Annotated in this window: 13 protein-coding genes and 1 tRNA gene; 8 read left to right on the top strand and 6 right to left on the bottom strand. The window is 64.9% G+C overall.

What is annotated here, in order from left to right; translation table 11 throughout:
* Positions 1 to 22 precede the first annotated feature (22 nt).
* The 3 genes from CS1BSM3_RS00885 (at position 23) to CS1BSM3_RS00875 (ending at position 4,060) form a co-directional block, all read left to right on the top strand.
* A complete protein-coding gene (locus CS1BSM3_RS00885) occupies positions 23 to 1,393 on the top strand; it encodes a ParA family protein (protein ID WP_072385081.1) in 1,371 nt (456 codons plus the stop codon).
* Positions 1,341 to 1,964 (top strand): hypothetical protein, encoded by a 624-nt coding sequence (locus CS1BSM3_RS00880; RefSeq protein WP_143149028.1) that lies wholly within the window; start codon positions 1,341 to 1,343, stop codon positions 1,962 to 1,964. The genes CS1BSM3_RS00885 and CS1BSM3_RS00880 overlap by 53 nt, the downstream gene beginning before the upstream one ends.
* 266 nt (positions 1,965 to 2,230) lie before the next feature.
* Positions 2,231 to 4,060, top strand: a complete 1,830-nt coding sequence (locus CS1BSM3_RS00875) for a hypothetical protein (RefSeq protein WP_072385079.1) — start codon at positions 2,231 to 2,233, stop codon at positions 4,058 to 4,060.
* Between the two features lie 9 nt (positions 4,061 to 4,069).
* Here the strand turns inward: CS1BSM3_RS00875 and CS1BSM3_RS00870 are convergent, their stop codons facing one another.
* Together CS1BSM3_RS00870 and CS1BSM3_RS00865 are read right to left on the bottom strand one after the other, a co-directional pair.
* The gene (locus CS1BSM3_RS00870) at positions 4,070 to 4,360 is read right to left on the bottom strand and encodes a HigA family addiction module antitoxin (RefSeq protein ID WP_072385078.1); all 291 of its coding nucleotides are present in this window, start codon (positions 4,358 to 4,360) and stop codon (positions 4,070 to 4,072) included.
* A gap of 174 nt (positions 4,361 to 4,534) precedes the next feature.
* Positions 4,535 to 4,610: transfer RNA gene (locus CS1BSM3_RS00865), tRNA-Ile, on the bottom strand.
* Between the two features lie 266 nt (positions 4,611 to 4,876).
* Between CS1BSM3_RS00865 and CS1BSM3_RS00860 the strand changes: the two genes are divergently transcribed.
* The gene (locus CS1BSM3_RS00860) at positions 4,877 to 5,608 is read left to right on the top strand and encodes an SIMPL domain-containing protein (protein ID WP_174263589.1); all 732 of its coding nucleotides are present in this window, start codon (positions 4,877 to 4,879) and stop codon (positions 5,606 to 5,608) included.
* Between the two features lie 76 nt (positions 5,609 to 5,684).
* On the opposite strand, the gene mgtE is transcribed toward CS1BSM3_RS00860, so the two are convergent.
* Positions 5,685 to 7,064: a magnesium transporter gene (gene mgtE, locus CS1BSM3_RS00855; RefSeq protein ID WP_072385076.1), complete on the bottom strand. Its 1,380-nt coding sequence runs from the start codon at positions 7,062 to 7,064 to the stop codon at positions 5,685 to 5,687.
* A gap of 95 nt (positions 7,065 to 7,159) precedes the next feature.
* Here mgtE and CS1BSM3_RS00850 point away from each other — a divergent pair, with 95 nt between their 5' ends.
* The gene (locus CS1BSM3_RS00850) at positions 7,160 to 8,215 is read left to right on the top strand and encodes a glycosyltransferase family 4 protein (RefSeq protein ID WP_083528122.1); all 1,056 of its coding nucleotides are present in this window, start codon (positions 7,160 to 7,162) and stop codon (positions 8,213 to 8,215) included.
* Between the two features lie 112 nt (positions 8,216 to 8,327).
* On the opposite strand, the gene CS1BSM3_RS00845 is transcribed toward CS1BSM3_RS00850, so the two are convergent.
* Entirely contained in the window at positions 8,328 to 9,578 is a 1,251-nt protein-coding gene (locus tag CS1BSM3_RS00845; RefSeq protein ID WP_174263588.1) for a CaiB/BaiF CoA transferase family protein, read from the bottom strand.
* Positions 9,579 to 9,745: 167 nt separating this feature from the next.
* Here CS1BSM3_RS00845 and CS1BSM3_RS00840 point away from each other — a divergent pair, with 167 nt between their 5' ends.
* Positions 9,746 to 10,039 carry a GYD domain-containing protein gene (locus CS1BSM3_RS00840; RefSeq protein WP_072385075.1) on the top strand — a complete coding sequence of 98 codons (294 nt, stop codon included), beginning with the start codon at positions 9,746 to 9,748 and terminating at the stop codon, positions 10,037 to 10,039.
* Positions 10,040 to 10,115: 76 nt separating this feature from the next.
* On the opposite strand, the gene CS1BSM3_RS00835 is transcribed toward CS1BSM3_RS00840, so the two are convergent.
* The gene (locus CS1BSM3_RS00835) at positions 10,116 to 10,565 is read right to left on the bottom strand and encodes a GNAT family N-acetyltransferase (protein ID WP_072385074.1); all 450 of its coding nucleotides are present in this window, start codon (positions 10,563 to 10,565) and stop codon (positions 10,116 to 10,118) included.
* A 130-nt stretch (positions 10,566 to 10,695) separates the two neighbouring features.
* Between CS1BSM3_RS00835 and CS1BSM3_RS00830 the strand changes: the two genes are divergently transcribed.
* Positions 10,696 to 11,139 (top strand): nuclear transport factor 2 family protein, encoded by a 444-nt coding sequence (locus CS1BSM3_RS00830; protein WP_072385073.1) that lies wholly within the window; start codon positions 10,696 to 10,698, stop codon positions 11,137 to 11,139.
* 10 nt (positions 11,140 to 11,149) lie between these two features.
* Here CS1BSM3_RS00830 and CS1BSM3_RS00825 read toward each other — a convergent pair whose 3' ends face one another.
* A complete protein-coding gene (locus tag CS1BSM3_RS00825) occupies positions 11,150 to 12,820 on the bottom strand; it encodes a thiamine pyrophosphate-dependent enzyme (RefSeq protein ID WP_210188728.1) in 1,671 nt (556 codons plus the stop codon).
* A 212-nt stretch (positions 12,821 to 13,032) separates the two neighbouring features.
* Here CS1BSM3_RS00825 and CS1BSM3_RS00820 point away from each other — a divergent pair, with 212 nt between their 5' ends.
* Positions 13,033 to 14,376, top strand: a complete 1,344-nt coding sequence (locus CS1BSM3_RS00820; RefSeq protein ID WP_174263587.1) for a SurA N-terminal domain-containing protein — start codon at positions 13,033 to 13,035, stop codon at positions 14,374 to 14,376.
* Positions 14,377 to 14,383 lie beyond the last annotated feature (7 nt).

Here is a 14,383-nt window from a genome sequence, read left to right as displayed (position 1 = left end):
GCTCCGATTGCTGGGGGGAGTAATGGAATGCTTGTCTGGGTCGCCGGAAGAGGTGGCGGCCTGCGTACGCACTATTCAGGCCTGGATTGAATGGGCAAAGCCATTTGTTGGCCTAGTTCTATCTCTTTTCGGATTGGGTGCCCTTGGGGCTGTGGCCGCCCTACTCTGGCACCTTCAAAAGTATCGAGCCGACACAGAGCGTCACGAGCGTGTTGAGGGAGAGCTACAGGCGGCCGTTAAAATGGCCTTCGATAAGCAGCAAGCCGCCGAAGAGCTTGAGAAGCAGGCGCGAGCCGACCTGACAGCGGCCCTGGCTGCCCTTCAGGCTATTCGGGGGCCGGTGGACGAAAAGCTCCAAGCACTGGAAAGGCATAATTCGGAACTCCGCGAGAAGCTCGAATTGCTGAGGGCTCCCCTCGGCAAAGACGATGCCGATTTCTGGGCGAGGCCGGTAGCCGCATGGCCGGCCCAATTCGATAGAAAGGTGCGCGAGAGCATCCCCGTGCTCATGTTCGCCAATCAAAAGGGCGGGGTTGGCAAGACGACGTTGGCCACTAATCTCGCCGCATATTTCTCTCGGGCGGGGGAAAGAGTCCTTGTGGTAGATCTCGACTATCAAGGATCGGCGACGGCACTCCTTTTTGCGCAGGCTGGACGAGGTGGTTTTGATGCTTCTGCGTCGCTAGTCGACAATCTATTTGCCGACAGCTTGAACGATCTGTGGGCCTCCGCCACAATTAAGAGCGCTGCTCCAGGATTAGATTTTGTCCCTTGCTGGTACACATTCCAAAATGTTGAACGGCGCTTGGAGTACAGATGGGGAATGGGCGAGACCGGCGATGATGTGCGGTTTCGCCTAGCAAGGGCTATTCATTCTCCAGACGTACAGGACAACTATGATCGCGTCATCATCGACGCGCCGCCGCGATTTACGACCGGCTTCGTGAACGGAATGTGCGCGAGCACCCACCTGTTTGTTCCGAGTGTGGTCGATCGCTTGTCCGCCGCTGCGGTCGGGACCTTTGCCATACAATTTGCGAAGGTTCGAGGAGCGACAAACCCAGCACTCGATTTTTCAGGCATCATTGGCACGATGACGGCGCATCGCAAACTTAGTCCTCGGGCTGCAAGCCCCATGGAACGAGCCAACGAAGCCGTGCGTGCGGCCCTTGGCTCGTCGCGTGACTATTTTATGCGCGATGCGACTATGTCTCGGACGACCAAGGTGTCGTATTCCACAGATGAAGGTATCGCGTACTTGAAAGACAGCGGCGTCCGCGAAATGTTTGCGGCCATCGGAAGAGAGGTTGCGCGTCGCGCACCCACGGGGAGGGTATCGTATGAAAGCCGCGCAAATGGCGGAGTGCCTGCGCAAGATTGCGCCCCTGCTTGAGGAGAGCGAAGCTGCGAAGCTGACGAACTTTGGAGAAATCGTTAAGCAGGAGGGCGACAAGCCTCTCGGCTCCTTCTGCACGAGGCTGGAGAAGGCGCTCTCTGCTGTGGGTCGTACTCCCTCCGATAGCGGCGCAGCTGAGATGATGAGGCGGATGGGAGAGATTGCCCAGGCTGCCGGGGCAGGGCCACTGTCAAAGGATTTCATCGCTGCTGAGCGCGTTATCAGAGCCCTGGGAGATCTGGAGCCCGCGGAGATACCGGCAGTTGTCTCTAAGGCCCTTGCACCACCACCAAAGAAGCAGCGCCCCCCTAAGCCGGCTCCCATCGAGCCACGGGCTGCAGCCGATCAGCTAACTGCTCTGTCGCAAGACGGCTCGCGCTTTGAGGCATTTCTCAATGAAGTGGCCAAGCTCCCGAAGCTCAAGCTCGCTAAGGTTGCCGAGTACTATTTGGGGTTTCCGCGAACCTATAGCAGCAAGGAAGAAATCACTAAGGCGATTCGCGCTCGCCATCTTCAAGATACAATCGACGCGCGTCGCGCTGCTAGTGGAGCGAAGATCGCGATCTGACGATTTCTCGCTGCCGTAGAGGCGGAGATATTCATCCCAAGTTATTGCGGATGGGATTGGGGGAGCGAGAACGTACTGCCGGCAATCGAAGCGTCACGCGGCACGGCCGACCAAGGCGCCCCCCGGAACCGCCCCGCTGCCCGCCACGTTCGTCGCCGCAAGGCCACGGTCGGCGCGGAAGTGTGCGCGGCAGGGCATGTTGTCGGCCAGCAGTAGCATTTTTCAACTTAATCTCGGGGCTCGGTACGGCGAGGGAGGGGGCGCACATGGCTGATACGGCACGGCCGGCGACGGGCGGATTTTCACGCTTCGTGGATTACCTCCTCGGCCGCAATACGCTGATCGGCATCGCCTCCCTGATGCTGCTGCTGATCTCGGGTTACGCCACCTGGCACGGGATGCGCGACTTCATTATCGGGCTCTCGTCCTCGACGGCGACCGCCGAGCCCGGCAGCCTCTCGATTTCCAACGACGTGCTCGTCGCTGTCATCGTCATCGCGCTCACCTTCCTGATGTGGCTGGCGCTGCGCGAAACCTTCGGCGCGCGCCGCTCCATGCGCGAGCGCATGATCATGCTGCCGCTCTATTTCTTCCTCGCAACGTGGTCGATCGGCTTCGGCTATGGCTTCTGGTGGAGCCTGATCGCCGGTGAAGAAGCGACGCGCACCGGCCTCGCCGGCCTCCAGGAAGACGCACGCGACGCCGGTGGCGTAGTCGCGGCCCGCATTGACGCCGTCCGCGCGGCGCTCGACAATGTCGTGACATGGTCCGAGGGCCAGATGTCGCGCGAACAGGCGAGCGGCGGCAGTTGCGGCGTGCCGTCCGGCGCGGGCCAGGGACCGCTTTACAACGCGCGCCGCAATGTGCGCGACCAGATCATATCCATGCGCGACGGCCTCAACGGCTCGTGGTTCCAGCCCGTGCAGGCGGATCTCGAGCGGCTGCGCAGCAGCGTGGCGACGCTCGAAGGCGCGACGCTCGAGGAGCGCCAGAAGGCTTTCGAGGCGCGCGCGACCGAGATCCGCAGCCGTGCCCGCAGCATCGCCGCGCGCTCCAACGAGTTCGGCAAGTCGACGGCCGGGGAAATGACCGCGATCGCGACGACGGTCTCGGTCGCGCCCGGGCAAGCGGGCTTCTCCTGCTACGATCCGACGCTCGCGCAGCGCCTCGTCCAGGCCGCGCGGCAGGCCGAGCAGCCGGCCGTGCTGAACCTGCGCGAAGCGGCCTTCAACGAGGGCCCTGCCGGCGTCGCGAATGCCATCAAGAACCTGTGGTCGAACATCGGTGCCTACATCTCGAATACCTGGACGCGGTTGGTCTCAGGCGGCGAGGCGTCGCCGGCCCCAGCCGGACAGGTCTCGGGACGCGATTTGATCGCGCTGCTGGCGACCATCGGTGTCGACCTCGGGCTGCTGGCGCTCGCGGCATTCAATCCGCCGGCCGAGGCGCCCGTCCGCCGCTGGGGCGCCGTAGCCCAAGCCGAGATGGCCATCCCGACCCGCGAGGTCGTGCAGCAGCTCAACGCGGCGATCGATACGGCCATTGCCGACGCGCCAAGTGCGGACCGCACATGGATACGCCGCCATTTCATTCACCATCGAGACCGATCGTATCTGGTGATCCCCAATCTCGCGAGCTGCCAGGCCAACATCGAGGAAACCGCGCGCGGGCTCGCCATGAACCAGTTCGCCGGGGTGCTCACGGACCTCGACCTCGTGCGTTGGCCGCGCCACGATAAGTGGTGGGGCCGCAAGCACGAGCTCAAGGAGCTGCTTGCCGAGGAGCGCGAGGGCAGCTTCACCGACCTCACCGAGGTTCGCCAGGAGCGGCTGAAACAGATGGAAGCTGCCGGTGGCGTTGCGCTCGATCCGCAAGAGGCAGAGCGCCGGCGCAAGGCCGAGCCGTTGCGCAATCACGGCCTGTTTTCGAAGGCCGAGGTCGCCCTGCAACTCGCCGGCTGGAGCGACAGGGCCCGCGCCGATATCGAGGTGCTGCCCCTCGTCGAAACGGAAGGTCTGACGCCGCTGCTGATGGTGCTCAATCAGCGGGAAGGTGGTGGGGGACGGAAGGAGACGGAGAAAGGGCCAGTCACGTAGCGTGCGGCCCTACGCCCCCTTCAGCGGCTCGATCCTCGTGACGTCCACCCGCCGCCGGGCTTCGTGCAGGTCGTAGTTGCGCTGGAGGTTCATCCAGTACTCGGGGGCAGTGCTGAAGAAGCGCGCGAGGCGGACTGCAATCTCGGCAGTCATACCCGTCTCGCCCTTCACGAGGTGCACGAGCAAGGCGACAGACAGCTCGGTCCGGGTCGCCAGGGCGCCGGCGCTCATGTTGAGGGGGTCAAGGTAGTGGTCCTTGAGCACGCGCCCCGGATGTGATGGCCCATCGAGGACGATCATCTGCGGTTCCTGCCGAGGTCATTCGCGACCTCAATTCCACGGCGCCGCCGGATCGGGCTGGCACCTCGTACCGGCCATCATGGGGCAGGCTTCTCACAAATCACTGAACGACATGCATAAAATTTGTCGTTCGCAGCCGATTATGCGGTCGCGCAGTCGGAATTTGATCAATTCTGGTGGGCCCGGCAGGACTCGAACCTGCAACCAGGCGGTTATGAGCCGCCAGCTCTAACCATTGAGCTACGAGCCCTCGCTGCCTGAGACATCCCTCGGCCAGCAGCCACGAGGACAAGCGCCGCGCGCCATCGACGTGGCTCAGCTCTCTGATCCTCGGCACTAGACCTTAGGTCTTTCAGCGAAGCGCGCCTCTATAACAGGTTCGGCCTGCTCTTGGCACCCCATGGGCATCCGACGGACGCCCCGCGCGCGGCTGATCCGCCCTCGGCGCATCCAAGCACGCTTTCGCCGTATTGGCCGGGCACAGAGTATCCAGCCGGAAAACCAATGGATCCCCTCATGAAATCCCTCACTTCACTGGCGATCGCGGGCTTCCTCGCGCTCGTCCCCATTCTCGGAGCCGCCCACATGACCAGTGCCGAAGCCCAGGAATTACGCACGGGCCGCTGGGTCATGGTGGCGGGGCATGGCAGTGTCGAGGCCGCGCCCGACAGCGCCGACGTCACAACCGGTGTGCTTACGGATGCCGCGACCGCGCGCGAGGCGCTGACGGCCAACAACGCCGCCATGCGCAAAATCATCGAAGGCCTCAAGGCGGCGGGGATCGACGCCAAGGACATCAAGACCCAGCAGTTCCAGATCCAGCCGCGCTACCGCAACTACAAGGATCGCGGCGCGCAACAGGTTGACGGGTACAGCGTGCGCAATCAGGTCGAGGTGAAAGTGCGCCAGATCGCGCGCCTCGGCGAGATCCTCGATCAGGTCGTGACGCTCGGCGCCAATCAGGCGAGCAGCATCAACTTCATCGTCTCGGATGCCGAGAAGCGCAAGGACGAGGCGCGCAAGAAGGCCGTCGAGAATGCCATGCATCGTGCCCGCCTTCTCGCTGAAGCGGCAGGTGCACGGCTCGGATCGGTCATGACGATCACCGAGGAAGTGATCGGTGCGCCGCGCCCGCCGCGGCCGATGGTGGCGCGCAGCATGGCGGCCGATAGCGTGCCGATCGAGGTCGGCAGCGAGACGCTCAGCGTCCGCGTCGAGATGTCGTTCATGCTCGAAGTCGCGATGTAGTTCCTGGGCAGTTTTCGGTGCCAGATGGCTTCGCGAGTGGGGTCGAGGCCCCCTCGCGCTCCGCGACGCGGTCACTTCAGAGCAGCACCAGCGTCGCCAGCCCGAGGAAGGCAAGGAAGCCGATCACGTCGGTGGTTGTCGTCACGAATGTCGCGGAGGCGACGGCGGGGTCGAAGCCCAGGCGATCGAGCGTGAGCGGCACGAGAATGCCGGCGACGGCGGCCGTGAACAGGTTGATGATCAGCGCAACGGCAATGACGATGCCGAGCGTGCCGATCCCGAACCAGAGGAACACGATCGGTCCGAGGATCGCCGCCAGCGTCAGGCCGTTGATCAGGCCGACTGCGGCCTCGCGGAGAATGATGCGCGTCCGGTTCGCGGGGCCGAGATCCTTGGTTGCGAGCGCGCGCACCGTGACGGCCATGGTCTGCGTGCCGGCATTGCCGCCCATGGAGGCCACGATCGGCATGAGCACGGCCAGCGCCACCATCTGCTCGATGGAGGCGTCGAACTGCTTGATCACCGAGGCTGCGAGTCCGGCCGTGCACAGGTTGATCGCGAGCCACACAATGCGGCTGCGGACGGTGGTGATGACGCTGTCGCCGATGCTCTCGTCGCCGACGCCGGCGAGGCGGCGGAGGTCCTCGTCCGTCTCATCCTCGATGACCTCGACGATGTCGTCGACCGTGACGACGCCGACGAGCCGCTTGTTGGCGTCGACGACGGGCGCCGATTTGAGATCGTAGCGCTCGAACTGGCGCGCCATCTCCTCCTGGTCAAGGGTCGCAGAGACCGTGTGCTGGTCGGCCTCCATGATCTTCTCGACGAGCACCTCGCGCTTTGTCCGCAGGAGTCGCGAGAGGTCGATCGTGCCGATGACGCGGAAGCTCGGATCGACGACGAAGATGTCGGTGAACGTCTCCGGCAGGTCATCGGCCTCGCGCATGTGGTCGATCACGCGGCCGACAGTCCAGAAGGGCGGCACCGCGACGAAGTCCGTCTGCATGAGACGGCCCGCGGTTTCTTCCGGGTATTCGAGGTTGCGCTCGAGCGCGATACGATCGCTCGAGGGCATCTGCGCGAGGACGTCCTCCTGGTCCTCCTTGTCGAGGCTTTCGAGGACGTAGGCGGCATCGTCCGTATCGAGCTCGGTGATGACGCGGGCCAGCACCTCGTTCGGCAGGGCCTCGGCGAGCTGGTCGCGGACGCCCTCCTCGAGCTCCGACATGACCTCGGGATCGAAGTCGTCGCCGAGGATCTGAATGAGCTGGACGCGCTCATCGGGCTCGAGGAGCTCGATGAGGTCGGCGAGATCGGGCGCCCTGAGACCGTGCGTCAGGACGCGCACATTGGCGGCCTGGCCTTCCTGGAGCGCCAGTCTGAGGGCTTCGAGGCGGCGCCCGTTCACTGTCTCCTGGCTATCGCCAGCCTCGGTCTCGGGCGCTTCCTGGCTCATGAACGGTAGCCTCGTGTGACGCTCCGGGTTGCTCTCCGGTCCGAGCGCATAGCATGGTGCGCGTTCGTGCCATAGCGCATGTTGGTCGAGGATGAATGATGTCGCAGCGCCGCCTCGTGTTCGCGAGCTCCCTGGACTACGCGCGCCATACGGGCGGTTACGTGTACAACACGCGGCTGATGCAGGAGCTCGCCGCGCGCGGGTGGGATGTCGTGCCGCTCGATCTGCCGGCGGGCTTTCCGCATCCTGATGCTGCGGCACGGGCGCGATCGGCGGCGCTCCTGGCGGAGCTTCCCGATGGTTCGTTGGTCGCGGCCGACCAGATTTGCCTCTCGCCACTGGCGGATTTGCTCGCGCACGAGGTAGCGCGTTTGCGGCTCGTGATGATCTTCCATCATCCGATCGCGATGGAGGAGGGGCTGCCGTCTGGCGAGCGCGCGCGTTTCATGGCGGCCGAGCGCGCGGCGCTGGCGGCGTGCCGTCTGGTCATTGCGACGTCATCAACGACGGCGGAGACGCTCAGGAGGGACTACGGCGTGCCGGCCGAGCGGATCGTTGTGGCGCTCCCGGGCATTGAGCGGTTCGCCGCGGCGGAGCCATCGCCGGCTGATGTCCTGCGTCTGCTTTCAGTCGGGGCCGTCATTCCGCGCAAGGGCTATCACGATCTCATCGAGGCGTTGGCGGGCCTCGCGGACCTGCCGTGGACGCTCAGCATCGTCGGCGATCACGAGCGGGCGCCGGACTATGTGGCGAAGCTCACCGGGATGATCCGCCATGCGGGGCTTGAAGGCAGGGTGGTGTCCAGGGGCGGAATCGCATCAGCGGAATTGGATGCGGAGTGGCGATCGGCGCATGTGTATGTCGCGGCGTCGCTGCATGAGGGGTATGGCATGGCGGTCGCGGAAGCGATCGCGCGCGGTCTGCCGACCGTGACGACGGGGGCCGATGCGGTTCGCGGCTGGTTGGATCCGGCGGCGGCACTGATTGTGCCGGAGCGGTCACCCGAGGCACTTCGCGTGGCGCTCGCGCGCGTCCTCTCCGAGCCCGCGCTCAGGGCTGGGCTGCGGGCCGCGGCCCTGGCCCAGGCGGCGCGCTTGCCGAGCTGGTCCGATACGGCTGAGGCCGTGGATCGGCGGCTGGCCACCCGTTGAGGGTAAAATCAAAAAAAGACGGGGGTTCGGGGGTGTCCGTCGTGTCGAAGACACGCGCCTCTGGCACGATGCGGGTTACAGGGCGGCAGCCCTGTTCGCGCCGAAGGCGCGATCAGTCACCGGCCGCGATCCGCTTGTCGAGCATGGCTCCGATCTCGCTCTCGCTGTATCCGAGGTCGGTGAGCAGCGTGCGCGTATCGGCGCCGAGAGAAGGCGGCGCACGGTCGGGTCCGGCGTCCACGCCGCGGAAGATCACGGGCTGGCGGAGCGTGCGCACGATGCCGTTCTCGCCCGCAAAGTTCGGCTCGAAGAAACCGACGGCTTTCAGATGCGGATCTTCGAGCAGGCTGTCGGGTGTGTGCACGACACCGCACGGTACATCAGCCTTCTCGAATGCGGCGAGCCATTCCGCGCTCGTGCGACTGCCGAGCGAAGCCGCGATGATACCGTAGAGCTCGTCGGAGCGCTTGGAGCGCTCGGCGTTGTTCGCGAACCAGGGTTCCTTGGTGAGGTCCTCGCGGCCGAGCAGGCTCAGAACGCGCGACCACTGGGTCTGCGTGTACGGGAGCAGTGCAATCCAGCCGTCTTTCGTCGCGAAGGGCTTCCGGTTCTGCGAGAGCGTACGGTGATAGCCCGTCGGTCCGTCAGATGCGAAGCTTGCGCCCATGAGGTGCTCATTGAGCGAGAAGGCGGCCATGGCCTCGAACATGGGCATCTCGACGAGCTGGCCCTCGCCGCCATTGCGCTCGCGATGAAGGAGCGCGGCGAGCACAGCGTACACGACATGGAGCGCGCCGGCTTTGTCGGCGGTGACGGTCGGATGATAGGCCGGCGTGCCGTCGCGGCGGTGCGTGAGGCCCGCAAGGCCCGAGCTTGCCTGGATGATGTCGTCGTAGGCGGGCTTGCCCGAGTAAGGGCCGTCGCTGCCATAGCCGAGCGCGGCGCAGTAGACGAGGCGCGGGTTCAGCGCGTGCACGCTCTCCCAGGAAAAGCCGAGGCGGTCGAGCGCATCCTGGCGCATGTTGTGGACGAGCGCGTCGCCCGTCTTGAGGAGGCGGCGCAGCACCTCCTTGCCCTGCTCCTGCTTGAGATCGAGGGCAAGCGAGCGCTTGTTGCGGTTGTTGTTCACGAAGACCGCGCCGAGGCCCGGCCCCGTGGTCGGCGGCGTGTAGCGGTTCATGTCGCCGTCGACGGTCTCGATCTTGATCACCTCGGCACCGAGGTCGCCGAGGAACTGGGTCGCGAACGGACCTAGCACGATCGTGGTGATGTCGATGATCCGGAGACCGGCGAGCAGCGGGTACATGGAGGCGGGCGTTCCTTCGATCTTGTTTTGGGGCTCGATGCGGAGCATCGGCGTCATGGTTATGACGCACACGGGGCGAAGGCGCCAGAGCATTGCTTTGCAATGCGGAATGCTCCCGGGACAAGGGCGGGTCCGGCGCCGTTCCCCCGGATGTGATTATCGCCTCCTTGGCGGAAGGACTAAAATATCAGGGTGATGCGTAATGCGTAACATGGAGGCTCGTCATGGCTACCTTCGTCATGCTCGCGAACTTCACTGACAAGGGCATTCACAGCGTCAAGGACACCGTCAAACGCGCCGAATCCTTCAAGGAGATCGCCAAGGCCGATGGGGTCACCGTGAAGGAAGTCTATTGGACGCTCGGCCACTACGACGTTGTCATTACAGGAGAGGCCAAGGACGACATGGCGGTCACCGCCCTCGGCCTCAGCCTTGCAAAGGCAGGAAATGTGCGCACGCAAACGCTGCGCGCTTTCGGCCCGAAGGAAATGACCGAGATCCTCGGCAAGCTTAAGTAGCGCAAGCCCGAGCCATTGCGTGGCTTTCGACGGTGCTTATCGGTCGAGCCGATAGGCGCCGACGCGAGGGCTTTCGCTAAAGAAATCTCACCTCGAAGGCCGTCTTCGAATTGCGGTTCATTCCCGCAGCCTCGTAGAAGCGCAGCGTCTCCTCGCGCTTCGAGCCGGTCATCAGCGTGACGCGATAGCAGCCGTGCTCGCGCGCCATCTCGATCGCGCGCTGGACAACCTGCCGGCCAAGTCCTCGTTTCCTGTAGTCGCGATGGGTCACCACATTCTCAATGAGCGCAAAGGGGCGCCCCGATCTCGTGAAGTTCGGGCATACGAACAGGGTGCACGTGCTGGCCGGCACCCCGTCGACCTCGCACAAGAGGATGGTCGCGCCCGGATGATCCAGCACCTTCGACAGCGCGTCCGCTGCTGTGGCTTCTGATGGCCAGGGCGGATCAGCCGGCTGGAGCTGTGCGTAGAGATCATACAAGGCCGTTCGGTCGGCCAGCGTGGCAGTCCTGACAGCGGCGGTCATGGGGCGCCCTCGATGCTGCGGGGATGAGGACCATAGCGGGAGCGACCTATCGAGTCTGCTGTTCGACGGCGGGCGCGAATGGCAGAATGAGCTTCACTTCCTGGGGAGGCGATTTCGGAGACTGGGGCTCATGAGCGCAGCAGCGGACGACGATGTACGGGCCATCGAGGATCTCATCGCCCGGCAGTTTGCCAGCATGAGCTGGAAGACGGGCGCGGCGCCCGACTTGGAGAAGTTCGGCAGCGATTTCCTTCCCGATGCGTCGCTCTTCGCCTCGGCACGGCCCGTGCGCGCGCAATCTGTCGGTCAGTTCGTCGAGCGCATGAAGGGGCTCGTCGGAACGGCGCTCAAGTCCTTCGACGAGCAGGTCATCGGCACGCGGATCCATGTTTTCGGCAATGTCGCAGTTGCGGTCGCGGCGTGCGAAAACACGGAGAATGATGCCGAGGTCAATCGCAACATCGAGATGATGCTGCTCGTCAAAGACGGCGGGCAGTGGAGGATAGCGGCCCAGGCTTGGGACAAGGCGACCGACACGCGGCCGATCCCCGCCGAGCTGTTGGGCCGCCAATAGACTGCAGCCTTCAATCCGGTCCCTTCATCGACCACGACGGTGCCTGCCCGCGCACCTTCTTCCTGAAGAAGAACGACCAGGGATCGGGGAACTGCCCGACGGGGATCTCGATCAGTGCCGGCGCATTGGCCTTGATCGCAGCTTTGAGCGCGGGGCGCAGGGCCTCCGGCGTCGTGACGCGCTCGGTGCGCATTCCGAAGCTCTCGGCGAGCCGCACGAAATCCGGGTTCACCAGATCCGAGGCGACCGTGCGACCTTCGTAGTTGCTCTGCTGGATGCGCTTCACGTTGCCGTAGGCATTGTCGTTGAAGACGAGCGCGACGACGCCGATGTTGTGCGCGACCGCCGTCGCCATCTCCTGCACGCCGAACATGAAGCCGCCATCGCCATGCAGCGCGACGACAGCGCGATCCGGCATGGCGGCTTTGGCGCCAAGCGCTGTCGGATAGCCCCAGCCGAGCGTGCCCTGATAGCCCGTCGAGAGATACGTGCGCGGCTGGTACACCGGATAGAGCAGGCGGCTCGCGTAGCTGATCTGGGTCAGCTCCTCGATGAGGATGCCGTCCTCGGGAAGCTCGGCGCGGATGGCGTCGATCCAAGCTTTCTGCGGCGCGAGGCGGGCGAACTCGCCGTCCATCGTGGCGCGCAGTGCCTTCATCTCGTCGGTTCGGTCGGCGGGCTTGTCGCCCACACGCTCGAGCTCGTTCAGGAGTGCCGCGACGCCCTCGGCCGCATCGGCCACGATCGCGACGTCGGGCGTGCAGGTGCGCCCGATGCGCGTAGGATCGATATCGAGATGGATGATCTTCATCGCATCATCGCGGCCCCAGTCCATCACATGCTGGAGACGCGTGCCGATGCCGATGACGACATCGACGTCCTTCCATAGCGCGTGCCCGGTCGCAAAGCGGTGCATGAAGGGATTGCGCGCGTCCATGACGCCCTGGCCCGTGCGGTAGGCGATGACCGGCGCCTGAATGCGTGCCGAGAGGCGCGTCACCTCCGCGCTCGCATCCTGGGCGCCGCCGCCGACGAGAATGATCGGCCGTTTGGCGCCGGCGAGCACCTTGGCCGCGGCCTTGATGGCGTCGAGGTCGAGCGGCGGCGTCTTGCGCACGGCCGGCGTGTCGTCGAAGGCGACCTCGGCCGCCGAGCGCCACATATTCCAGCCGCATTCGAGGCCGACGGGGCCGGGGACCCCGCTCAGAAGCTGGTCGAAGGCGGCGCGGCTCTTCGCCGCGGCATCCTGCGGTCCTTCGATGTGCCCGGCCCACTTGGTCAGTGTCCGCATGATACCGAGCTGGTCCGGGATCTCGTGCAGGAATCCGATGCCCTTGCCGATGTACTGCTCGTAGATCTGGCCGGAGAGCGCGAGCACGGGGGCGCAGAGCGACTGGGCCGTGGCGAGCGGCGTCGTCGTATTGAGGAAGCCCGGTCCCGGCACCACGCAATAGGCCTGGGGCCTGCCTGTCGCGAGCGCGGCGCCGAGGGCCATATAGGCCGTGGCCTGCTCATGGCGGGTATGGATGGGCCGCAGCGGGTTCCCCGCGCGCACCAGGGCATCGAAAAAATCGTCATTCTGGACCCCGGGGAGGCAATAGAGCGTATCGAGCCCGTTGGCAGCCATGGTCCGAATGGTGACTTCGGCAGCGTTCATCTGTGCAAGATTGGTGGCGGCCATTTTCAGCTCCCGGGAATTGGACTTTTTTCCTGGCTACCCGAAGGGGCAGGGCCTGTCACGGGATTAGAGGGTACGGAAGCCTGTTGCGGCGCACGGCAAGCGCCATGCCAGCGCCATGCTTGATGTGGATAATCGCATCTGCTTCCTGCGATAACCACTAGGATCGGATCGACGAATCGCAGCCGGCTTGGGGAATGATGGCGGATCTGGGAATGAACAGCGCGCGTATTCAGCGCGACAGGCGTGGCGTCGTGAAAGTGGCGTCGTGGATGGTGGCGGGCGCCGTGATGGCGAGCGCCGGCATGGCGTTTGCGCAGCAGACGCCGTCGATTCCGGGACTTGTCGTCACGACTACACCGCCCTCGCAGCCGCGCGAGCCGGTCGCTCCGCTGCGCACGGATCCTGCGCCTCCCAAGGCGGCCAAGCCGAAGCCCGCACCGCGTCCGCGGCGCGAGGCAAGCACGGCACCGGCAACGAGCGGTGAGGCCGGTGGTGGTGCGCCGGGGCGCCGCCAGGGCATCGTCATACTCGTCAATGACGAGCCGATCACAGGCTACGAGATCGAGCAGCGCGCGACGCTCATGGCGGCGGGTGCGGGCGGCGGGCAGGATATGCGCGCCCGGGCCGAGGCGCGTTGGAAGCAGATCATTCAGGACCCCAAGACCAACGAGCGTTTCCAGCAGTACTTGCGCGAGAAGCAGCCGCGCAGCAGGGACGAAGCCGTCGCACTCCAGAAGCAGTACATCGGCGACATGCAGCGCAACATGCTGGAGCAGCTCCGCCGCGAGGCGCGCGTGGGAAGCATCCAAAAATTCCGCACCCAGGCGCAGGAAGAGTTGATCGACGAGAAGCTGAAGATCCAGGAGGGCAAGCGCAACAGCATTGCCATCAGCGAGGATGACGTCAATCGCGCCTTCGTGGACATGGCGCAGCGGAACAAGATCACCGAGGCGCAGTTTACCGAGCAGCTCAAGTCGCAGGGCATCGACCCGGCGACGATCAAGGCGCGCACGCGTGCCGCCCTCTACTGGCGCGACGTCGTCCGGCGCAAGTACGGCCACCAGATCAACATCAACGATCGCGACATCGACCGCTTCGTCGAACAGTCCGGCGGAGACAAGGGCGCGCCCGCGGTCGAAATGCAGCTTCACAAGATCACGCTCGCGGTGCCGGGCGTCATCGACCAGTCCGCGCTTGCCCGCCGCCTCTCCGAAGCCGAGCAACTGCGCAAGCGCTTCCGCGGCTGCCGCAATACGCAGGAGTTGGTTAAGGGCCTGCCCGACGCCCGCTTCGAGAGCCTCGCCAATCAGGCGGCTTCCAGCATTGGCGAGCCGACCCGCAGCCTCCTTCTGAATGCCAAGGACGGCGAGATGGTGCCGCCCACCCTTGCCAGCACCGGCGTCGAGCTATATGCCGTCTGCGGGCGCAAGACCGTCAAGGTGGACGAGGAAAAGCGCCTCAAGGCTCAGGCCGAGCTGACGATGCGCGAGTTCGACGTCGTGTCGCGCCGCCATCTGAGGGATCTTCGCGCCGAAGCCTTGATCGAGAAGCGCTGATCCGGCG

It is taken from the genome of Hyphomicrobium sp. CS1BSMeth3 (assembly GCF_900117415.1).
In the GTDB taxonomy this organism is placed as follows: domain Bacteria; phylum Pseudomonadota; class Alphaproteobacteria; order Rhizobiales; family Hyphomicrobiaceae.
Note: the sequence above shows the minus strand (reverse complement) of the source record. Positions and strands in the feature narration are given on the sequence as shown.